General features: G+C 70.1%; 19 protein-coding genes. 9 read left to right on the top strand and 10 right to left on the bottom strand.

Annotated elements, in window-relative coordinates:
* Nucleotides 1–11: 11 nt before the first annotated feature.
* Complete coding sequence (locus tag KUTG_RS02455; RefSeq protein ID WP_043714583.1) at nt 12–1010, bottom strand: helix-turn-helix transcriptional regulator; 999 nt, start codon at nt 1008–1010, stop codon at nt 12–14.
* Nucleotides 1011–1198: 188 nt separating this feature from the next.
* Here KUTG_RS02455 and KUTG_RS02450 point away from each other — a divergent pair, with 188 nt between their 5' ends.
* A complete protein-coding gene (locus KUTG_RS02450) occupies nt 1199–1570 on the top strand; it encodes a nuclear transport factor 2 family protein (RefSeq protein ID WP_043714581.1) in 372 nt (123 codons plus the stop codon).
* Between the two features lie 115 nt (nt 1571–1685).
* On the opposite strand, the gene KUTG_RS02445 is transcribed toward KUTG_RS02450, so the two are convergent.
* The 3 genes from KUTG_RS02445 to KUTG_RS02435 are packed head-to-tail and all read right to left on the bottom strand — an operon-like array spanning nt 1686 to nt 5051.
* Nucleotides 1686–2984 (bottom strand): NAD(P)/FAD-dependent oxidoreductase, encoded by a 1299-nt coding sequence (locus KUTG_RS02445; RefSeq protein ID WP_043714577.1) that lies wholly within the window; start codon nt 2982–2984, stop codon nt 1686–1688.
* Nucleotides 2974–3828 carry an alpha/beta hydrolase gene (locus KUTG_RS02440; RefSeq protein WP_043714575.1) on the bottom strand — a complete coding sequence of 285 codons (855 nt, stop codon included), beginning with the start codon at nt 3826–3828 and terminating at the stop codon, nt 2974–2976. Before KUTG_RS02440 ends, KUTG_RS02445 begins: the two co-directional genes overlap by 11 nt.
* Complete coding sequence (locus tag KUTG_RS02435) at nt 3825–5051, bottom strand: metal-dependent hydrolase family protein (RefSeq protein ID WP_043714573.1); 1227 nt, start codon at nt 5049–5051, stop codon at nt 3825–3827. The genes KUTG_RS02440 and KUTG_RS02435 overlap by 4 nt, the downstream gene beginning before the upstream one ends.
* Nucleotides 5052–5138: 87 nt before the next feature.
* On the opposite strand from KUTG_RS02435, the gene KUTG_RS02430 reads away from it, so the two are divergent.
* Nucleotides 5139–5735 (top strand): TetR/AcrR family transcriptional regulator, encoded by a 597-nt coding sequence (locus KUTG_RS02430; protein ID WP_043714571.1) that lies wholly within the window; start codon nt 5139–5141, stop codon nt 5733–5735.
* A gap of 144 nt (nt 5736–5879) precedes the next feature.
* Here the strand turns inward: KUTG_RS02430 and KUTG_RS63035 are convergent, their stop codons facing one another.
* Both KUTG_RS63035 and KUTG_RS02425 read right to left on the bottom strand, forming a co-directional pair.
* Entirely contained in the window at nt 5880–6044 is a 165-nt protein-coding gene (locus KUTG_RS63035; RefSeq protein ID WP_232240614.1) for a hypothetical protein, read from the bottom strand.
* A gap of 39 nt (nt 6045–6083) precedes the next feature.
* Nucleotides 6084–7040 (bottom strand): MFS transporter, encoded by a 957-nt coding sequence (locus tag KUTG_RS02425; protein WP_232240613.1) that lies wholly within the window; start codon nt 7038–7040, stop codon nt 6084–6086.
* Nucleotides 7041–7087: 47 nt separating this feature from the next.
* Here KUTG_RS02425 and KUTG_RS02420 point away from each other — a divergent pair, with 47 nt between their 5' ends.
* Complete coding sequence (locus KUTG_RS02420; protein ID WP_043714569.1) at nt 7088–8518, top strand: MocR-like pyridoxine biosynthesis transcription factor PdxR; 1431 nt, start codon at nt 7088–7090, stop codon at nt 8516–8518.
* A 27-nt stretch (nt 8519–8545) separates the two neighbouring features.
* Here the strand turns inward: KUTG_RS02420 and KUTG_RS02415 are convergent, their stop codons facing one another.
* Nucleotides 8546–9118, bottom strand: a complete 573-nt coding sequence (locus KUTG_RS02415) for a GNAT family N-acetyltransferase (protein WP_043714567.1) — start codon at nt 9116–9118, stop codon at nt 8546–8548.
* A 192-nt stretch (nt 9119–9310) separates the two neighbouring features.
* Nucleotides 9311–10309 (bottom strand): sigma-70 family RNA polymerase sigma factor, encoded by a 999-nt coding sequence (locus KUTG_RS02410; RefSeq protein ID WP_198046978.1) that lies wholly within the window; start codon nt 10307–10309, stop codon nt 9311–9313.
* Between the two features lie 107 nt (nt 10310–10416).
* Here KUTG_RS02410 and KUTG_RS02405 point away from each other — a divergent pair, with 107 nt between their 5' ends.
* From KUTG_RS02405 to KUTG_RS02380, 6 genes are all read left to right on the top strand, one after another.
* Nucleotides 10417–11847: an MFS transporter gene (locus tag KUTG_RS02405; RefSeq protein WP_052393782.1), complete on the top strand. Its 1431-nt coding sequence runs from the start codon at nt 10417–10419 to the stop codon at nt 11845–11847.
* Nucleotides 11848–12299: 452 nt separating this feature from the next.
* On the top strand, nt 12300–12890 hold the full coding sequence (locus KUTG_RS02400) for a 2-oxoacid:acceptor oxidoreductase family protein (protein WP_043714565.1): 591 nt from the start codon (nt 12300–12302) through the stop codon (nt 12888–12890).
* Nucleotides 12874–14121, top strand: coding sequence for a transketolase C-terminal domain-containing protein (locus tag KUTG_RS02395; protein WP_043714562.1), 1248 nt, complete (start codon nt 12874–12876; stop codon nt 14119–14121). Before KUTG_RS02400 ends, KUTG_RS02395 begins: the two co-directional genes overlap by 17 nt.
* 11 nt (nt 14122–14132) lie before the next feature.
* A complete protein-coding gene (locus KUTG_RS02390; protein WP_043714559.1) occupies nt 14133–15128 on the top strand; it encodes a thiamine pyrophosphate-dependent enzyme in 996 nt (331 codons plus the stop codon).
* Nucleotides 15128–16753 carry an NAD(P)-binding protein gene (locus KUTG_RS02385; protein ID WP_043714556.1) on the top strand — a complete coding sequence of 542 codons (1626 nt, stop codon included), beginning with the start codon at nt 15128–15130 and terminating at the stop codon, nt 16751–16753. Before KUTG_RS02390 ends, KUTG_RS02385 begins: the two co-directional genes overlap by 1 nt.
* 17 nt (nt 16754–16770) lie before the next feature.
* Nucleotides 16771–17727: a hypothetical protein gene (locus KUTG_RS02380; RefSeq protein WP_157494255.1), complete on the top strand. Its 957-nt coding sequence runs from the start codon at nt 16771–16773 to the stop codon at nt 17725–17727.
* A 112-nt stretch (nt 17728–17839) separates the two neighbouring features.
* Here KUTG_RS02380 and KUTG_RS02375 read toward each other — a convergent pair whose 3' ends face one another.
* Entirely contained in the window at nt 17840–18679 is an 840-nt protein-coding gene (locus KUTG_RS02375; protein WP_198046977.1) for a hypothetical protein, read from the bottom strand.
* A gap of 41 nt (nt 18680–18720) precedes the next feature.
* A partial coding sequence (locus tag KUTG_RS02370; protein WP_369794420.1) for an NAD(P)(+) transhydrogenase (Re/Si-specific) subunit beta occupies nt 18721–19710 on the bottom strand: 990 nt, incomplete at its 5' end.

Below are 19710 nucleotides of genomic sequence, written 5' to 3'. Positions count from 1 at the left end.
GCGGACCAGGGTCACTGTCCCGCGGCCGGCGGTTCGTAGCGCGCCACGATCGCCGCGGCCAGGCGGGCCAGGACTTGGCGCGCCTCGTCAGGCGTGAGGACTTCGACGTCGGGGCCGAAGGCGAGCAGAGTCCGAGCGGCGAACAGGGAACGAAAACGCAGTTCCACGGTGGTCCACCCGGTTTGTGTCGCGGGCGGCGGGGAGTCGACCTGGTCGGGGTCGGCGAGATCGGCTTGATGGACGCGGAGGAACAGGGCCAGCGTGTCGTCCCGCACCCGGACGGTGACCGCCAGCGGGGCGGGAAGGTCGTCGATGCGTCGGCGCAGGATCTCCCAGGTCCCGGCCAACTCCACACCGTCACGTCGCCGCACCGGCTCGGTCAGCACGGTCACGGACCGAGCGCGGTCCACACGGTAGAGAGTGGGTTCGCCTTTGTGGTCGGCGACGAGGTACCAGACACCGGCCTTGTTGACCAGCCCGTACGGGTCGACGGTGTAGGTGCGCACGCGGTTGTCGCGGCCGTGCCGGTAGCGCAGCCTGAGCCGCCAGTCCGCGAAAACGGCCCGTTGAAAGGCATCCAGGTCCGGACCGACACGCTCGGGTCCGGGGGAGCCACGCCAGCGGACAGGGTCGATCAGGATGCGGCGGCTGGTCAGGTCGGCGTCGAACCGATATGGGGCGGGCAGCGCCGCCATGACCTTGCGCAGCGCGGAGCCGAGGGCGTGGCCGAGCCCGAGGTCCACGTGGGCGGAGCCGGACAACAACACGAACAAGGCTCGGGATTCGTCGGCCGTCAGGCCGGTCACGTCGGTGTGATAGCCGGGCAGCAGGGCGATGCCGCCCTGGGGACCACGGACGGTGTAGACCGGAACTCCGGCCGTGGACAGGGCTTCGACATCGCGCATGATCGTGCGGATCGACACCTCCAGGCGCTCGGCCAGGGTCGCGGCCGCCAGCTGTCCGTGTGTCTGCAGGAGCAGCAGGATCGAGAGCAGGCGGTCGGACTTCATGCCGCGAGTCTCCTCCTATAGGTCACTCGATGACATATATGCGTTCGGGGCTGTGTCGCGCGGACGTGACGGCGATCACGCCCGAGCGGCTGTCCCTATATGACGGCGGCTGTCATGTATGAGGGCGAAGGATGACGTCATCGGCCGCGGACATCGCGGACGTCACCTCAAGGAAGGATTCCTCAGTTATGACCGCCACCATCGGTGCCGCTCAGAAGATCGCCGACGCCTACGTCCGGGCCTGGACCGGCGGTGACGCCGAGAAGGCCCTGAGCCTGGTCGCCGACGACGTCGTGTGCGAGGCCCCCACCGGCCGGATCGAGGGCATCGAGGGCTACCGCCAGTTCCTGGCGCCGTTCGTGGGCATGGTCGCCAACGGCAAGGTTCTCGACGTGTTGGGCCACGACACCCACGCGGCGACCGTCTACGCCGTCGACCTGCCCTTCGTCCAGAACCTGCACGGCGTGGAGTACCTCACCGTCACCGACGGCAAGATCAGCCATGTGATCAGCGTCTTCGACACCTCGCCCATGGTCCAGGCCCGCGCCGCTCAGGGCTGACCGGCCGCGGATCGGCCCGACCGGCGCTCGCGTGTGCTTCCCCTGCGCGAGCGCCGGAGCCTGGCGGTGTTGTCGGTCCAGGTCTGGGAGAGCATCGGCTCGCCCGAGTTCCGGCTCAGCCCATCACGGTGCCCGAGTTCGCGGTGTTTCGGTTGCGCTTACGAGAAAACGCGCCCAGGTCGATCTCCAGGCCGGTGCGCGGGGCCCGGAACCGGACGGGCGAGGCGTCGTGGTCGACGCCGTTCTCCACCTGGTTGATCAGCTCCGTCATCAGCTGCCCCGCGACCGGCGCGTTCTTGAACTGGTTGCCGCTCGTTCCGATCGCGACGTAGAAGCCCGCGAGTTCGGTGCGGTCGTAGATCGGAGTCCAATCGTCGGCGACGTCATACACGCCCACCACGCCGCGCGCCCGGTTGGGCACCGTCAGACCGGGCAACCGCCGCGCCGCCCGCGTCACCTGCGCCTCGAAGACCGTGGCCGTCGGGTGGATGTCGACGGCGTCCGGGTCGTCGGTCCATTGCATCGGATCACACTCCGGTTCCGTTCCGCCGACGAGCAGGCCCCCTCCTACTTCACCGCGGAAATAGGTGCCCAGATCCATGTCCGCCACCACCGGCCCGCCATAGCCCTCCCGGACCGGCACGTGCGCTACTTCCTGCCTCAGCGGGCGCACCGCGACCGTGAAGTCGGAACCCACGCCGGCCAGCCGATTCACCGCGCCCGACCACGGACCGGCCGCATTGACCACGACGGCACAGGGAATCCGGGCACCGTCCGACAGCCGCACCGACGCCACGCGCCCGCCGGTCTTCTCCACCGCTGTCACCGTGCTGCGGAAGCGGAACTCCGCCCCGCACGCCGACGCCGCGGCGGCGAGGTTCACGGCGGCGAGGCTCGGGTCCGAGACGTAGCCGGCATCCGGGGTGTACACGCCACCGAGCGAGTGGTGCGCGTCCTGCCAGAATTCCTCGTCGTCGAGCCGCTTCGGCGGCCAATAGCGGCCGACGTCGATGCCCGGAACGCGCTCGGCCAAGGTCGCGCTGTCCCATTCCTCGTAGGGGACACCGATCTCGTCGAACAACGGAAGCCACGACGCACGCGCAGCCGCCTCGACGTCCAGCATGACCAGCCCGCTCTTGCGGAACATCGCGAGGTCGCCGACGTCGTGCCCGAGGTGGCCGGCCCAGTCGAGCCAGCCGAAATGCGCCTCCCACGCCGTCGCCACCCCGGCGAGCGTGGAGAAGTTGAACCGGACGACCGCACTCGACGCCGAGGTCGACCCCTGTCCAGCTCCTGGGGCCCGATCGAGCACGATCACCCGGTGCCCTGCCCGCGCAAGCTCAAGGGCGATCGACGAACCGATCACCCCCGCCCCGATCACGACCACGTCGGTACCCCGGCACTCAGCGGGCACGGCAGGTCCTGAGGTAGCTCAGGAACGATGCCTGTAGGCCGGTCACGTGCGTTTCGCGCAGGACCGCGCTGGTGACGGCTGCGCCGCGGGCGGTCAGGCGGTGCAGGACGGTGGCCGTGTTCTTCGCGAGGTTCTGGTAGATGGCCAGGTCTCCAAGGAGCTCCTGGTCGTTGACGGTCACGTGAAGCTTGGCGGCAGGCAGGTTTTCGCCCAGTTCTTCGAGCCGCGCGAAGACTTGGCTGTCCTCACCGGCGACACCGGGGCTGCCCGCTCCGATGCTGTCGAAGAGAGTGCTGCCGGTGAGCCAGGCGTAGAGACTGAAGAGACCGCCGTAGGAGTAGCCGAAAAGGCCGTGACCGCTCGTGGCTGTGCCGTAGTCGCGTTCGATCCGCGGGTGCAGTTCCGCGGTGAGGAAACTCAGGAACGCATCGGCGTGGGTGTCGCGTAGTTCGGCGAGGTAGGCGTCGGTTTCTTCGCGTGTCCTCGCGCCCGTGCGAAATCCCATCTCCACGGCATCGACGAGCTCCTTGGCGATGGGCTCGCCCGGCGGCACGAGGTCCCTGTTGCGCAGCCGATCCCAGTGCTGTGCTTCCTCGCCTGCGTAACCGACGCTGACCTGGATGTAGGGCTGGATCTGGTGCATGGGGTCTTTCTGAGTGACGATGAGCGGAGCCGTCATGCCCACGGCCCAGTTGCCGTCGAGCACATACACGACAGGCGCTTGCGTCGTGGCGGGGTCGTAGCCCGGTGGCGTGGTGACCCAGACGCCGTAGTCGTGCCCTCCGCCGGAACGCAGCTCGAAATAGTCGGTGTCGGCGAGGCAGCCCTGCCACATGGTGCTCATCGAAGGTCCTTCACGACTCGGCCGGCCTTGAGAACGAGGACGGCATTGGCGGGATCGGCGAACAGCTCCGGGTCTTCGACCGGGTTGCCGTTCCACAACACGAGGTCTGCCTGCGCGCCGGGAGCGATGACGCCGACCTGGCCGGACAGGCCGAGGATCTCGGCGTTCGTCCTGGTGGCCGCCACGAGGGCTTCCATCGGTGTCTCGAGCTGTGCGCGCAGCCTGAGCTCCTCGCCTCGACGATTCTGAGCCGGACCGATGAGATCGGAACCCAGCCCGATCCGCACTCCGGCCTCCTTGGCGGCGGCGAGCGCCTCGGTCATCCGCTCACGAACACCCAGCACCCGATCGCGGGTCGATTCGTCGAGGCCCGCTCCGACGGTGTCGTGCAGCAGTTGCTCGACGACGGCGAACGTGGGCACGAGGGCTACCCCGCGAGTGGCCATCAGGGCGGCCGTGGATTCATCGAGGTCGGTGCCGTGCTCGACACAACGCACGCCGGCCTCGACCGCGTTCCGGATGCCGTCGTTGTTGTGGGCGTGCACCGTCACGTAGGTGCCCCGCGCCGTGGCTTCCTGGACAGCGACGGCAATCTCCTCGACGGTGAACTGGGTGTCGGTCAGCCGGTCGTGCGCTCCGACCACTCCGCCGGTCACGCAGAGCTTCAGGAAGGAGGCTCCGCGACGGAAGGCCTCGCGCACGTTGCGCCGCAGCTCGTCCGCGTTGCCGGACATCATGGACAGGGCGCACAGGCCGGGCAGGTGGTGGCTGTTCCACAGCTCCGTGGGCTCCCAGTCGGCTCCGTAGTAGCCGTGCCCACCGATCTGGCACTGGACTGGTCCGCACGACAGGACGCGCGGCCCCCTGACCTTGCCCTTGGCGATCGTGGTGACGAGGCCGCCGTCGACCCCGCCGGTGTCCCGGACGGTGGTGAAGCCGGCGTCGAGCGTCGCGCCGGCCGTGGCGAAGATGTCCGCCGCGATCTCGGCGGCGCTGATCCGGAACGAGAACTGCGGCTGGATCGGGCTCGACAAGCCCAGGTGGACGTGAGCGTCGATCAGGCCGGGCGTCATCGTCAGGCCTCCGGCATCCAGGCGCTCGCCGTGTGCGCCGGAGGCGCCGACCTGGGTGATAAGCCCGTCTTCGATGCTGATGTCGACGGCGACGGGGTCGCGACCCGATCCGTCGACGACGGTCGCGCCGACCACTTGACACCGTTTCACGAGTCGCTCCCTCCGCTGGCGCAGGCTGCGACCCTGTGTGAGCAACACGGCGTAGCCAGGTTCTTATCCAATGGATAAACTGTGGGAGTGATCCTGTCAAGCACGGAACGCAAGAGCGACGCACGCGAGCGTCTCCTCGCTCGGCTCCTCGACGCCTTCGGCGAGGACCTTCCCGCGCCGGAAGTGTCGCTCCGTGAGATCGCCGCCAGGACCGGGACCAACCACGCCCACCTGCGATACCACTTCGGGTCACTCCCGGGCGTCTTGGCGGCCATGCTGAAGGCACAGCGATCCCGTGACAACGAGGCGCTTTTCGAGGCCGCCCACGAGAGCACCTTCGACGACTTCGTCGTGGCGATCTGGCGTGCCTACACTCGCCCGCAGCAGCTGTCGCGTGTCCGTGGGTTCTTTCACGTCGTAGGACTGGCCGCGTACAGCCCGGCGGACTTTCGTGAGTTCATCGACTCGCTCGACGACCTGACCAAGATGCTGGCCTCGCTCGCGGAACGCGAAGGGCTCGACGCCGAGGAAGCGCTGGCTTTGGCCACCGTCACCGTTGCCGCGATTCGCGGCCTGCTCTTGCAGGCAGTTCTGACTCCGGCAGGCCACTCGGAGGACGCGGTCGCGTTGATCCTGCGCATGAGCAAAGGCCAATCCGTTCCACATACACGCCCAGGGCCCTGAGCGTGACGTCGCACAGAGCGCAGCTGGCGGTCTTTGGGCGCCGTCGGCCGCCCCGTCAGGCAACCGCTCCCGACATCAGCCGACCAGGTTCAGCCGCCCTCCGGCCCCTCCAGCGGACCGCTTGGGTGTACATCGGGACGTCCTTCAGGGACGGCGGTCGCGGCGGACCAGGATGAGCGCGGGCAGGATCATGGCGGCGGTGAGGACGAAGGTCACGGGGTAGCCGATCGAGGTGACGACCAGCCCGGCGGCGAACGCGCCGGCGGCCATGCCGAGGTCGTAGGCGGCGTTCCAGATCGCGATGACCACGCCTTCGCCCCGCGGGCGACACGCGGGCGTACATCAGCGTCAGTGTTGCGTTCTGCAGCACGCCGAACCCGGCGCCAGCACAGCTCCGCCGATCACCGCGGACGGTGTGCCGGTGGCGGCGATGGCCGCCGTGCCCGCCACCGCCAGCACGAGTCCGCATGGCAGCAGCCGGGCCGGACCGATGCGGTCGCCGATCCGCCCGGCGATCAGGCGGGCCACTGTGGACGCCGCGGGCTGGGCGAGCAACGCCGCCGCCGCGACCCAGGCCGGCCGGTCGGTGGTGGCGAGGGGGAGGAAGGTGACCAGCACGCCCGCCGCCGCGGCGGCCGCGGCGAAGATCGTCGCTGGGCGCATGATCTGGCCGTTGCGCAGGCCGGTCAGCACGCTGTGGTGGTTCTGCGCCGTCGCCGCGGGTGTGCTGCGGGGCAGGCTCGGCAGCGACAGCAGGGCAAGCAGCGTGGCCGCCGCCGTGACGACGAACACGGGTTCATAGCCCCAGTGCGCGGCCGCCCAGACGCCGGCGGGCAATGCGAGCGTGCCGGGGATCCCGCTGGCGATCCCGACCAGCGCGAGGCCTTCGCCGCGCCGATCGGCCGGGATCAGCGTGGCCGTGATCGCGCCGCCGGCCACCGCGCAGATCGCGAAACCGCAGCCGCGCACCACGCTGACGGCCACGATCACCCAGGTGTCGGCGCTGACCGTCAGGACGAGGGTCGGCGCGCCGAGCAGCACGAGCCCGCAGGCAAGCGCCCAGCGGCAGCCGATCCGGTGGATCAGCCGCGGCGTCACCAGCTCGCAGGCCACGGTCGCCAGCAGCAGCGCGACGGTCGCGAGCCCGGCGCCGCCGCTCGAACCGGCCTGCTGCGCGAACAGCGGCACGACCGACAGTGGCAGATAGAAGCCGATCGACGAGCCCACGATCGAGACGAAACGCAGCAACAGTGCGCGGGAGAGCAGGCGGGCCGGAGCCGGTCGGGTCAGTAGTTCGGTCGTCATGGCGAAAACGCTATGAGCGGACCGGGACATCGGTAAGGTCCAGTTTCATGGCCGTGGAGTGGGCCGGTTCGGGGCCGGAGCTGCTGATCACCATCGACCGGGACGGCGGAGCCGGGTTGCGCTCGCAGCTGGAGGACCAGCTGCGCGACGCCATTCGCCGAGGCCGCCTCGCCGGTGGCGAGAAACTGCCCTCCTCGCGCGAGCTCGCCCGCGTGCTGGGGCTGTCCCGTGGCCTGGTGCAGGACTGCTACCTGCAGTTGCAGTCCGAGGGCTACCTGAGCAGCCGGCCGGGATCGGCCACGCGGGTGGCGGCGGCCGCGGCCCCGTCCTTGATCGAACCCCCGCCGGCCAGGCCGCCGGACCGGCCGCAGTACGCGGTCGCCGACTTCCGGCACGGCGTCCCCGACCTGCGCCTGGCGCCACGCGAGGACTGGGCGTGGGCGATCCGCGAGGTGTGCCGGACGGCCCCGAACACCGCTTTCGACTACGGCGACCCGCTTGGCGAGCGGCGGCTCCGTGAGGTGCTCGCCGCGTATCTGCGACGGGTGCGGGCAGTCGCGGCGACCGGCGACCACGTGGTCGTGTGCGCCGGCATGGCGCAGGCGCTCGGGCTGGTGCTGCGGGCAGTGGCCGCCGACGGCATCGACACTCTCGCCGTCGAGGATCCGGGTGCGTTCGGCTCGACCACCGAACAGGCGCGCACGGCCGACATGGCCGTCGTGCCCGTGCCGGTCGACCAGGATGGCCTGGACATCGCCGCGCTCGAACGCAGCCCGGCGCGGGCCGTGCTGGTCACCCCGGCGCACCAGTGGCCCACCGGCGTGGTGCTTGCCGGACACCGCCGGCAGGCACTGATCGCATGGGCGCGGCGGCGCGGCGGCGTCATCATCGAGGACGACTACGATGCCGAATTCCGCTACGACCGAGAGCCGGTCGGCTCGCTGCAAGGTCTCGGTCCGGACTGTGTCGTCGCCCTCGGCACGGTGAGCAAGTCTCTCGCGCCGGCTCTGCGCCTGGGCTGGCTGGTCGCACCCGATCGTCTGCTGCCTGCGCTGGCGTACGGCAAGCGCGTGGCCGACCGCGGCTGCCCGACGCTCGACCAGCTGGCGTTGGCTCTGCTCATCGAGTCCGGACGCTACGACCGGCATCTACGCCGCGCCCGCGCCGAGTACGCCGCCCGGCGCGAGATCCTCATCGCAGCCCTCGCCCAGCACGCCCCCGGTCTTCGCCTCACCGGCCTCGCCGCCGGCTTCCACGCCGTCCTGCACCTGCCTGCCGGCACCGACGAAGAGCAGCTGATCAAGCAGGCCCGGCAGCGCGGCGTCGGGCTGCACGGCCTCGCCGCCATGTGTCGCGCCACGCCGACCGAACCGCGACTGATCCTCGGCTTCGGCGACACGTCCCCACGCTCCATCGAAGCCGGCATCGCCGCCATAGCCGACCTGCTCCACGGGAAATCACCAGACAAACGCGACTGACCCCGACCACGCCCCCCGACAAAGCCGCTATCTCATCAGCGTCGGCTCGGACGACGGCAGCCAGTCCCGCCTGAGCAGCCCGTAGACCCACGAGTCGGAGACTTCGCCGTTCACGACGCAGTCTTCCCGCAGCGTCCCTTCACGCACGAATCCGAGCTTCTCCAGCACGCGGGCAGATGCCACGTTGCGTGTGTCGGCTTCAGCCTGGACGCGATTCAGGTCCAGCGTGTCGAATGCCCACCGCAGCAAGACGCGCGCGGCCTCCGTCGCGTAGCCGTGGCCCCACGCCGCATCGCCGTAGCAGTAGCCCAGCGACGCACTGCGGTAGTCCGGATTCCACCGACTCAGGGTGCACCAGCCGATGAAGGCGCCATCGGAGACACGATCCACGGCCAGCCGCGCCCCGGTGCCCTCCTCTGCCATCTGCCGGCACGCCGCGATGAACCGCTCGGAGCGCGCGTGCTCGCTCCACGGCGGTGCGTCCCAGTAGCGCAACACGTAGGCATTGCTGTGCAGCGCGAACAGGTCGTTCGCATCCGCGTCGTCGAAGGGACGCAGTCGAAGGCGAGCGGTGTGCAGCGTGGGGGTGGGCAGCGACATGCCCGTCATCGTCCCTCCCGGCAATGGTGGTCGATCAACCGTGCACCTGATGGCGGCCACTCGCAACGGGTTTTCGCGGCCCGCGGGAGAGTGACGTGCCCGTTCGTCGGCATTAGCGGACGTTGTCACTCACGACCGGCGGCATGGCCGGACGTTGCCCGACAGCGTCCAGGTCCGGCGGCGGTGAGCGCCCTAGTCGGGCAGTATTCGAGGCAGACCGAACCGCGGGAGCAGGTCCGCGCCGAGGAACGCGGTCATCCGGGTGATCCGGTCGCCGGCCAGGGTCAGCACGGTGATCCCGTGGGCGTGGGCGACGCCGGCGCGCGGGTCACGGGCGTAGCGGCCGAACGCGGGTTGACCGTTGGCGTGGGTCGGGATGAGCCGGAACCGCCGGGTGCCGTGTGCGAAGGCGATGTCGGTGAAGAAGCCGCCGATGGCGTCGCGGCCCTGGTATTCCTGCGGCGGCGGCGGCATCGACATCCAGGCGTCGTCGGTGAGCAGTTCGACCATGGCCGGGACATCGCAGCGCTCGAAGGCGGCGACGAACGTGTCGATGACGCGTCGCTCGGCCAGAGAGTTCGGCAATGGGGGATCGCCGGCGGGTTCGCGCATGGCCAGAGCGCTACGGGCTCTCTTCAGGGCGCCGGCGACGGCGTCCTCGGTCGTGTCGAGCATGTCGGCCACTTCGGCGCCCCGATAGCCGAGGACGTCCCGCAACACCAGGATGGCTCGTTGGCGCGGTGGCATCGTCTGCACGGCCGCCACGAACGCCAGCGACACCGCCTCACGACTTTCCACCCGCGCCTCCGGACCAGGCACTGGCGCGTCGAACTCCATCGCCGTGTCGGGATACGGCTCCAGCCACGGCACGTCGTCCAGCCTGGTCGGCTCGGGGAGGTGGTCCGCGGGCGGTGTGGCCAGCGTCGGCCGGTGACCGCGATCGCGTAGCGCGTTCAGGCAGCGGTTGGTCGCGATCCGGTACAGCCAGGTGCGCACCGAGGAGCGGCTGGCGAACCGGTCGATGCCGCGCCATGCCGCCAGCAGGGTCTCCTGGACCAGGTCCTCGGCATCGGCGACGGACCCGAGCAGCCGATAGCAGTGCACCTGCAGTTCCCTCCGGTACGGCTCGGTGAGCCTGCTGAACGCCTCCGCATCGCCTTGACGTGCGCCGGACAGCAATGCCTCGTCCACGGTCCCGTCCTCACCTCTGTGGTGAATCACTCGACATCTGTACCGACACCGGCGGCCCCGAAAACCGGTCGCGCCCGATTCCCCGCGCTGCGCGGGTCTACCTCACCATGCCCTCTCGAACGACAACCACCACGGACCAGCGGTGGACGCTCGCCCTGGCCGGCATCGGGTCATTCCTGGTCGTCCTGGACCTGTTCGCCGTGTCTACCGCACTGCCCACCCTGCGGGTGACACTGCACGCGACCATCACGACGCTGGACTGGACGATCACCAGCTATACCCTCACCTTCGCGGCCCTGCTGATGACGGCCGCCGCGTTCGGCGACCGCTGGGGCCGTCGGGCGGTCTACATCGGAGGCTTGGTGCTGTTCGCCGGCGCCTCCGCGGCGTGCGCCCTCGCGTCCGACGGCGCCACCCTGGTCGCTGCCAGGGCAGTGCAGGGTATCGGCGCCGCGGTCACCATGGCGACGGCACTCGCGTTGATCAACGCCGCCTTCCCACCCGCACGGCGAGGGCGGGCAATGGGCGTGTTCGGCGCCGTCACCGGGGTCGCCACCGCCCTCGGCCCGATTCTCGGCGGGATCATCACGCAGGCACTGTCCTGGTCGTACATCTTCTGGATCAACGTTCCCATCGGTGTGGCCGCCGCGGCCTGTGTCGCGCTGCGCATCCCTCGGGACCACGCCTCCAGCTGGCGATCGGTGGACCTACCGGGACTGGTCCTGGGCGGCACGGCGGTACTGGCACTGGTGTGGGGCGTGATTCGCGCCGCGGTCCACGGATGGGGCGACGGCCCGGTGATCGGCTCAATCGTGCTCGGCATGGCTTTGTCGTTGTCTCTGCTGCTGTGGGAGCGACTCGCGAGCCGACCGATGATCCCGTTGCGGCTGTTGACCGACACCGCGTTCAGGTCAGGCATCGTCGGTATCTTCCTGCAGTCGGCGTCATTGACCGCCGTGGTGTTCTTCACCGCGCAGTTCCTCCAGAACGGACAGGGCGACAGCCCGTTGGCGGCAGGACTTCACCTGTTGCCGCTGGGCTTGGTCCCACTCGCGCTCGGGCCGCGGTCCGGCGCCTACGCCGACCGGGTGGGCACCTGGCCGATGATCATGATCGGCCTCACCCTGCAAACGGCGGGAACCGTGATCATCGCCGTCTTCCCCGGCCCCGACCTGCCGTATCCCGTCCTCGGCGCGGCCATGACGATCCTCGCTGCGGGCTTCACCTTCGCTGTCCCCGCACTGACCAAGTCGGTGGTCGGCTCGGTGCAGCCAGGCGACATCGGCACGGCGTCCGGCCTGTTCACCACCGTCCGGCAGGTCGGCGCGGCATTCGGCGTCGCCGCAAGCTCAGCAGCCTTCACCGCCGCCGGCGGCTACACAACGGCTCACACCGTAGCCACCGGCTACCGCGCAGCCGTGATCGTCGCAGCGCTCTGCGTGGCAATCGCAGTCGTGACAACCATCAAGTCGCGACGCGGGCTGGCCTTACCCCACGGAGACCGCGAACGGCGAGAACACCACCTGGGACAGCGGTAGATCCCGAGACGAGTCGCCGGGAATATCACGCACAGCTGGCCCATCGTGTGCGGGTTGGCGGTCTTTCCCTCATCCCGACAGCCACGCAGGACAGAACTGGTCGACGCGCACTCGGTGGCCTTGGTCGCCCTACGCACAAGGATTTGCGTCACGTTCAGGTCGATGACGCGGCCGTGGCGTTGCGGTTGGATCACCGAGGGCCCGGGTAGCGAGAGCGTCCGCGACGCTGTCGTAGCCGGGCGCCTGAAGGACCATGACGAAGGACTTCGCGTCGCGGTCGAGACCGGCATCCTTGAGGACGGCCAGGGTGTCGGCGGCGCCAGGGCTGCTGCCGACCTTGCAGACAGTGTGCAACTCGGCGTCGCTTGTCGACCGACTCGGGAACTTTCGCCCCGGACGGTGGTGCCTTTCGTCCCTGCTCGCCGACGACGGCGGGCCGGGAGGCTGGGGGCATGTTCGAAGTGCGTGTGCACGGCCGAGGCGGCCAGGGAGTGGTCACGGCGGCCGAACTGTTGTCGGTGGCGGCCTTTCTGGAGGGCCGGCACGCCCAGGCGTTCCCGAGCTTCGGCTCGGAGCGGACCGGGGCGCCGGTGGTGGCGTTCTGCCGGATCGACGACCACGCGATCCGGTCGCGTGAACCCGTGGTGCGGCCGGACGCGGTGATCATCCAGGACGTCACGCTGCTGCACCAGGTGCACGTGTTCGAAGGGCTGCGGCCGGAGGGATACCTGCTGGTCAACTCCACGCGGGGATTCGACGAGCTGGGCATCGGCGAGTTCGTGCGGGACTTCCGGCGGGACCGGCTGCTGGTGGTGCCGGCCACCGAGCTGGCCCGGCAGCACGTCGGCCGGCCGGTGCCGAATGCCGCGCTGCTGGGCGGTTTCGCCGCGTTGAGCGGCCGGGTGTCGCTGGAGTCGGTGACCACGGCGATCGGCCAGCGCTTCGCCGGCAGGGTGGCCGCCGGCAACATCGCGGCGGCCACCGCCGCGTACGAGTTCGTCCGGGCCGAGCAGGAGGAGATGAGGAATGCTCAGGCAGGTTGAGGGATCCCGGGCCGTCGCGGACGCGGTCGCGCTGTGCCGGCCGGAAGTAGTGTGCGCGTACCCGATCTCGCCGCAGACGCACATCGTGGAGGCGTTGGCGGCGCACGTGAAGTCGGGGCGGCTGTCGCCGTGCGAGTTCGTGACGGTGGAGTCCGAGTTCGCTGCGATGTCGGTGGCGATCGGCGCGTCGGCGGTCGGCGCGCGGGCCTACACCGCGACGGCGAGCCAGGGCCTGCTCTACATGGCCGAGGCCGTCTACAACGCGTCCGGGCTGGGCCTGCCGATCGTGATGACGGTGGCCAACCGGGCGATCGGCGCGCCGATCAACATCTGGAACGACCACAGCGACAGCATGTCCCAGCGCGACTCCGGCTGGATCCAGCTCTACGCCGAGACCAACCAGGAGGCGGCCGACCTGCACGTGCAGGCGTTCCGCATCGCCGAGGAACTCTCGCTGCCGGTGATGGTGTGCATGGACGGCTTCATCCTCACCCACGCCTGGGAGCAGGTCGACACACCGTCGCAGGAGGAGGTCGACGCGTTCCTGCCGGCCTACGAGCCGCGTCAGGTGCTCGACCCGGCCGACCCGGTGTCCATCGGCGCAATGGTCGGCCCGGAGGCGTTCACCGAGGTCCGCTACCTGGCGCACGCCCGCCAGATGCAGGCACTGGAGCTGATTCCGGACGTCGCGTCCCGGTTCGCGGAGGCGTTCGGCCGCAACTCCGGGGGCCTGGTGCACCCGTACCGCACCGACGACGCGGAGACGATCGTCATCGCGCTCGGCTCCGTGCTGGGCACCATCAAGGACACCGTGGACGAGATGCGCCGTGACGGGGTGCGCATGGGCGTGCTGGGCATCACCAGCTTCCGACCGTTCCCGCTGGACGCGGTGCGCACGGCTGTCGGCGAGGCGCGACACGTCGTGGTGCTGGAGAAGGCACTTGCGGTCGGCATCGGAGGGATTGTCACCGCCAACGTCCGAATGGCCGTGACGCCGGAACGGGTGTCGACCGTGATCGCCGGGCTCGGCGGCCGGGCGATCACCAAGGCCTCGCTGCACCGCATGCTGGCCGACGCGATCGCGGGCCGGCTGGAGCCGTTGACCTTCCTCGATCTCAACCACGAGCTGATCGGCAACGAGCTGGCCCGGATGGCCGCCGGCCGACGGTCCGGGCCGATGGCCGAGAACCTGCTGCGGGACCTGGGCGCGGTCGCGTCCCGGATCGGATGAGGGGTCGGACCATGCCGCTGCAACCGATCAAGTTCTACCAGACCGGAAGTTTTGTCGTCGGGAACCGGCTGCTGGACCCCGACGAGCGGGCCGTGCAGGCTCGGATCGACCGCACGAACTCGCTGAACTGCGGGCACCGGGCGTGCCAGGGCTGCGGCGAGGCGCTCGGCGCCCGCTACGCGCTGGACGCCGCGATGCGGGCCACCGGCAACCAGATGGTCGCCGTCAACGCGACGGGCTGCCTGGAGGTGTTCTCCACGCCGTATCCGGAGACCTCGTGGCGGATCCCGTGGCTGCACTCGCTGTTCGGCAACGCCCCCGCGGTCGCCACCGGCGTCGCCGCCGGTCTGAAGGCCAAGGGCCGCAGCGACGTCCGCGTCGTCGGTCAGGGCGGCGACGGCGGCACCGTCGACATCGGGTTCGGCTGTCTGTCCGGCATGTTCGAGCGCAACGACGACGTGCTGTTCATCTGCTACGACAACGAGGCGTACATGAACACCGGCGTCCAGCGCTCCGGCGCGACGCCACCGGCCGCCCGCACGACGACCACCCCGGCCATCGGCCCAGAGCCGGGAAACGTGTTCGGACAGGGCAAGAACGTGCCGGCGATCGCGATGGCGCACGAGATCCCTTACGTGGCCACGGCAACCGTCGCCGACCTGCGCGACCTGGAGTACAAGGTGACGCGGGCCATGGACTTCCGCGGCGCCCGCTACCTGCACGTGCTGGTGCCGTGCCCGCTCGGCTGGGGCAGCGCCTCCGGCGACACCATCCGGATCGCCCGTCTGGCCAAGGAAAGCGGCCTGTTCCCGGTGTTCGAGGCCGAGGGCGGCGAGGTCACCGACGTGTCGAAGATCCGCCGCCGGGTGCCGGTCGAGGACTACCTGCGGCTGCAGACCCGCTATGCCCACCTGTTCGGCGAACACGGCCATCCCGGGACGGTGGCCCGGATCCAGGCGGTCGCCGACCGCAACATCCGCCGGTTCGGCCTGGTCGAGGGGGAATGATGGACCACGAGAAGCCGTTCGCGATCACCCTGGACGTCGGGTCCAGCCTGGCCAACAAGACCGGGGCCTGGCGCACCGAGCGGCCGGTCTACCTGGACCTGCTGCCGCCCTGCAACCAGGCATGTCCGGCGGGGGAGAACATCCAGCAGTGGCTCTACCACGCCGAAGGCGGCGGTTATGAGGCCGCGTGGCGGCAGATCATGGCCGACAACCCGTTCCCGGCCGTGATGGGCCGGGTCTGCTACCGGCCGTGCGAGACGGCGTGCAACCGCGGTCAGCTCGACGAGTCCGTCGGCATCAACTCCGTGGAGCGGTTCCTCGGCGACGAGGCCGTCCGCAACGGCTGGACCGTGCCGATGACCGCCTCGGCGACCGGAAAGCACGTGCTGATCGTCGGCGCCGGGCCGGCCGGCCTCTCCGCCGCGTACCACCTGCGGCTGCTCGGGCACGACGTGACGATCCGCGACGCCGGCGACGCGCCCGGCGGCATGATGCGCTACGGCATTCCCCGCTACCGCCTGCCCCGCGAGGTGCTGGACGCCGAGATCGACCGCATCCTGGCCATGGGTGTCAGGCTGGAAAGTGGTTGCCACGTGACGGATGTCGTGGCGGCGCTGACCGAGTTCGACGCGGTGTTCCTCGCCGTCGGGGCGCATATCGCCAAGCGCGCGTACATCCCGGCCGGCGACTCCGCCCGCATACTGGACGCCGTCGCGCTGCTGCACGACGTGGAGGACGCGCAACCGCCGATGCTCGGCCGCCGGGTCGTCGTCTACGGCGGCGGCAACACCGCCATGGACGCCGCCCGCACGGCCAAGCGGCTCGGCGCGACCGACGCGCTCGTCGTCTACCGGCGCACCCGGGAACGCATGCCCGCGCACGACGTCGAGGTCACCGAGGCGACCGACGAGGGCGTCGCGATGAAGTGGCTGTCCACCATCGCGCGGGCCGACGGCGAGACCGTCACCGTGGAGAAGATGCGCTTGGACGACAAGGGTTTCCCGCAGCCCACCGGCGAGTTCGAGGAGCTGGCCGCGGACACCGTCGTGCTGGCGCTGGGCCAGGAGGCCGATCTCGCGCTGCTGGACGGCGTGTCCGGCATCGAGACCGAGGACGGCGTCGTGCGGGTCGGCCCCACCTTGATGACCGGCCACCCCGGCATCTTCGCCGGCGGCGACATGGTCCCGTCCGAGCGGACCGTGACCATCGCCATCGGGCATGGCAAGAATGCCGCCCGGCAGATCGACTCGTGGCTGCGCAAGGGCGATCACCGGGCTCCGCAGCCGGCTGCGCTTGCCAGCTTCGACAAGCTCAACACCTGGTACTACTCCGACGCCCACGCCACCGTGCGGCCCCAGTTGGAGGCCGCCCGCCGGGTCTCCACCTTCGACGAGGTGACCGGGGGCCTCGACGAGTCCACCGCGCTGTTCGAGGCCCGTCGGTGCCTGTCCTGCGGCAACTGCTTCGAGTGCGACAACTGCTACGGCGTCTGCCCCGACAACGCCGTCATCAAGCTCGGCCCCACCCGGCGCTACGAGATCGACTACGACTACTGCAAGGGCTGCGGCATCTGCGTGTCCGAGTGCCCCTGCGGCGCCATCGAGATGCGGCCCGAACCGGGTTGACCAAGGGAGGAGTTTCCATGGCACCAAGCCTTGTGCCACTGGCGCTGGCCGCGCCGTCGACCCTCGGCGACGTGCACCTGGTCGTCACCGGTTGGCTCGACCTCAACCACACCATTCGCCACGCCGACGGCTCCTGGCAGCCGTTCGGATCGCTGCCGCGAAGCAAGACGACCACGCCGGCGTCGGTGCTCATCAACGGTGAGGAGCACCTGTTCTTCCGCTACGGCGAGGGGATGATCAGTCCCTATTACTACGGCGACTACGTCCGGCATCCCGACGGCTCCTGGAGCCAGGAGGTGGATCCCGGCGGCATCGACGCCACCCAGCTGGACGGACAGGCCGCCACGGAGCTGGGCGGCGGACCCGCCCTGGTGCGGCGCGACGGCGACGAGCTGGTGCTGTCGGTGCAGCGCCCGACGGCACCTGGGTGGGCTGGGAAACGGTCCCGACCCAGGGGCCGCTCGGCAGTTTTTCGGTGTCCGCCAGGGGTGACGTCCTCCGTGTCGTGGTGGCCAGCGCGGACGGCACGGCCATCACGGCCTACGACCGTTCGGCCGGCGGCGTGTGGTCGGCGGGCAACCGGACGTCGTTCGGCGGGGGTGCCGCGACCGACCTCGCCGTCGCGTATGTTTTTCGCCGATCTGGAGGTCGTGGCCGTGGCGCACAGCGGGACCGGTGTCACCGTGCGGCACTCGATCTTGCACTCCGACTTTCGCTGGGACCTGTTTCGTTTTATTTTCGAGGGGGCCGCCGCCGGCGCGGTGCCGGCGGTGGACGACGTTGCCGTGGCCGCGTCCAGGGGCGCGATGCAGCTGGTGGTGGCCGCGCAGGGCGGGCTGTACCACACGATCCGCCGCGCCGACGGCAGCTGGCAGCGCTTCGGCGACATCACGCGCGAGGCGGGCAAGCCGAATGTCAGTTCCGAGGTAAGCCTGGCCGGCGACGAATACACACTTCCTTTCAGGCACAAATAACCGCCAATCCTCTGGCGAGGCAATAAAACGCTTCACGTTTCATCTCGTGCCGTAGAGCGCGTGCGCCGCGAACCGTGACACCTTCCCAGTGAACTTTGGACGCCTCCCGAAGTCAGCCGTTCGCGGCTGACCCCGAGCGAACTCCGGTGATGGCGAAGCGTTCGACGTCGTTGATGTGGCCGCCGGTCGACACCGCGATGGTCAGCGTGCCGCCGGTCGGCGCGGTGAACGAGACCCGGCCGGTCCACGGGGTGTTCTCGCCGCCGGCCGGGATCCCGCCGGTCTGCCCGATCGGCTTGTCGCTGCCCAGGCGCAGCACCAGGATTCGCAGGCTCTCGTCGACGCCGGTGATCCGGCCGCCGACGGTCGCCGGCGAGGTCACCGTCGCGCCGTACGCGGGCGCGGTCAGCGTCAGCCCGGGCACGTCGTCGCTGCCGACGACCTCCCACGGCGCATCCTGGCCGGAGCCGATCTTGACCAGGTGCAGCAGGGCGGCGGTGGCCTGCTGGCCGCCCGGCGCCTTGTAGCCGACGCCGATGTGCGCGTCAGTGCCGACGACCGCCGTGGCGGTGATCTGGTCCAGTGAGCTGTAGCCCAGGTAGCCTCGGGTGAACGACTGGGCCGTCAGGCCGGCGTCCAGGTGCCAGGGCTCATGGCCGCCTTCCCGGTAGCCGGCCTGCCACGCCGCCGCCTGCTTGTCGTCGGCGAACGGCCACAGCAGCTGGTGGCCCGGCGCGGGTGCCGGTGTCGTGGTGGTCGACTTCGTGGCCGGCGACGACGACGCCGTGGTCGTCAGCACTGTGGTCGGGACCGTGGTCGTCGTGCGCGGCGCGGCTGTGTCGGAGTGCAGCTGCGTGACGACGAGGGCGGTGACCAGGCCGATCAGCACGACGATGGCGGCGAGGATCCACCACCGCTGAGAGCGAGGCGAGGAACGAGTCGGACCATTCATGACATCTACCTCCTGCAACAGTTCGCCGTGTTGCCCGGGCGCTACCCGACCAGTGTCTTGACCGCTGCGGTCAGGGCGGTCAGGCCGGCCTTGGCGTCGGCGAAGAACATGGCGGTCTTGGGGTTGGTGTAGAGCTCGTTGTCGATGCCGGCGTAGCCGTGACCGAGGGAGCGCTTGAGCACGATGACGCTGCGCGCGTGGTCGACATCGAGGATCGGCATGCCGGACACGGGGTTGCCCGGCCGCCGGGCCGCCGGGTTGGTGACGTCGTTGGCCCCGACGACCAGCGCCACGTCGGCCCGGTCGAACTCGGGGTTGACCTCGTCCATCTCCTTCAGCTGCGGGTACGGCACATCCGCCTCGGCCAGCAGCACGTTCATGTGGCCGGGCATGTGCCCGGCGACCGGGTGGATGGCGTAGCAGACGTCGACCCCGCGCCGCTCCAGCAGCGCCGCCAGCTCGGCGACCGCGTGCTGGGCCTGCGCGGCGGCCAGGCCGTACCCCGGCACGATGATCACCCGCTGCGCGTAGCCGAGCTGGATCGCGGCGTCGTCGGCGGTGATCGTCCGGACCGGTCCGGCGGCCCCCTCAGTCGTCTCGACGGCCGATGCGCCGAAGCCGCCGAGCACGATCGCGGGCAGCGAGCGGTCCATGGCGTCGGCCATGAGCTTGGTCAGGATGCTGCCCGACGCGCCGACCAACGCCCCGGCGACGATCAGCACGGTCTGGCCGAGAGCGAATCCGGCCAGCGCGACGGCGGTTCCGGTGAAGGCGTTGAGCAGCGAGATGACCACCGGCATGTCCGCGCCGCCGATGGGTAGCACCAGAACCACGCCGAACAGCAGCGCGGCGGCGGTCGCCGCGCCGAGCGCGAGCCCGTCGGCCGGGGCGCACGCCAGCCAGATTCCGCTGCCCAGCACCGCGACCGCCGCAACCGGGCGGAGGCCGGGCAGCGCTCGGGTCGGCACGCGGCCCTGGAGCTTGCCAGCGCCACGAGCGAGCCGGCGAAGGTGATCGTGCCGATGACGATG

The sequence above is a fragment of the Kutzneria sp. 744 genome, assembly GCF_000568255.1.
In the GTDB taxonomy this organism is placed as follows: Bacteria; Actinomycetota; Actinomycetes; order Mycobacteriales; family Pseudonocardiaceae; genus Kutzneria.
This window is presented reverse-complemented; position numbering and strand designations above follow the sequence as displayed.

What these genes read in the sequence shown, in the direction of transcription:
- KUTG_RS02455 (WP_043714583.1), bottom strand. Translation starts at nt 1,010, where the DNA reads ATGAAGTCCGACCGCCTGCTCTCGATCCTGCTGCTCCTGCAGACACAC.
- KUTG_RS02450 (WP_043714581.1), top strand. Translation starts at nt 1,199, where the DNA reads ATGACCGCCACCATCGGTGCCGCTCAGAAGATCGCCGACGCCTACGTC.
- KUTG_RS02440 (WP_043714575.1), bottom strand. Translation starts at nt 3,828, where the DNA reads ATGAGCACCATGTGGCAGGGCTGCCTCGCCGACACCGACTATTTCGAG.
- KUTG_RS02425 (WP_232240613.1), bottom strand. Translation starts at nt 7,040, where the DNA reads ATGACGACCGAACTACTGACCCGACCGGCTCCGGCCCGCCTGCTCTCC.
- KUTG_RS02420 (WP_043714569.1), top strand. Translation starts at nt 7,088, where the DNA reads ATGGCCGTGGAGTGGGCCGGTTCGGGGCCGGAGCTGCTGATCACCATC.
- KUTG_RS02415 (WP_043714567.1), bottom strand. Translation starts at nt 9,118, where the DNA reads ATGTCGCTGCCCACCCCCACGCTGCACACCGCTCGCCTTCGACTGCGT.
- KUTG_RS02405 (WP_052393782.1), top strand. Translation starts at nt 10,417, where the DNA reads ATGCCCTCTCGAACGACAACCACCACGGACCAGCGGTGGACGCTCGCC.
- KUTG_RS02400 (WP_043714565.1), top strand. Translation starts at nt 12,300, where the DNA reads ATGTTCGAAGTGCGTGTGCACGGCCGAGGCGGCCAGGGAGTGGTCACG.
- KUTG_RS02395 (WP_043714562.1), top strand. Translation starts at nt 12,874, where the DNA reads ATGCTCAGGCAGGTTGAGGGATCCCGGGCCGTCGCGGACGCGGTCGCG.
- KUTG_RS02390 (WP_043714559.1), top strand. Translation starts at nt 14,133, where the DNA reads ATGCCGCTGCAACCGATCAAGTTCTACCAGACCGGAAGTTTTGTCGTC.
- KUTG_RS02385 (WP_043714556.1), top strand. Translation starts at nt 15,128, where the DNA reads ATGGACCACGAGAAGCCGTTCGCGATCACCCTGGACGTCGGGTCCAGC.
- KUTG_RS02380 (WP_157494255.1), top strand. Translation starts at nt 16,771, where the DNA reads ATGGCACCAAGCCTTGTGCCACTGGCGCTGGCCGCGCCGTCGACCCTC.
- KUTG_RS02375 (WP_198046977.1), bottom strand. Translation starts at nt 18,679, where the DNA reads ATGAATGGTCCGACTCGTTCCTCGCCTCGCTCTCAGCGGTGGTGGATC.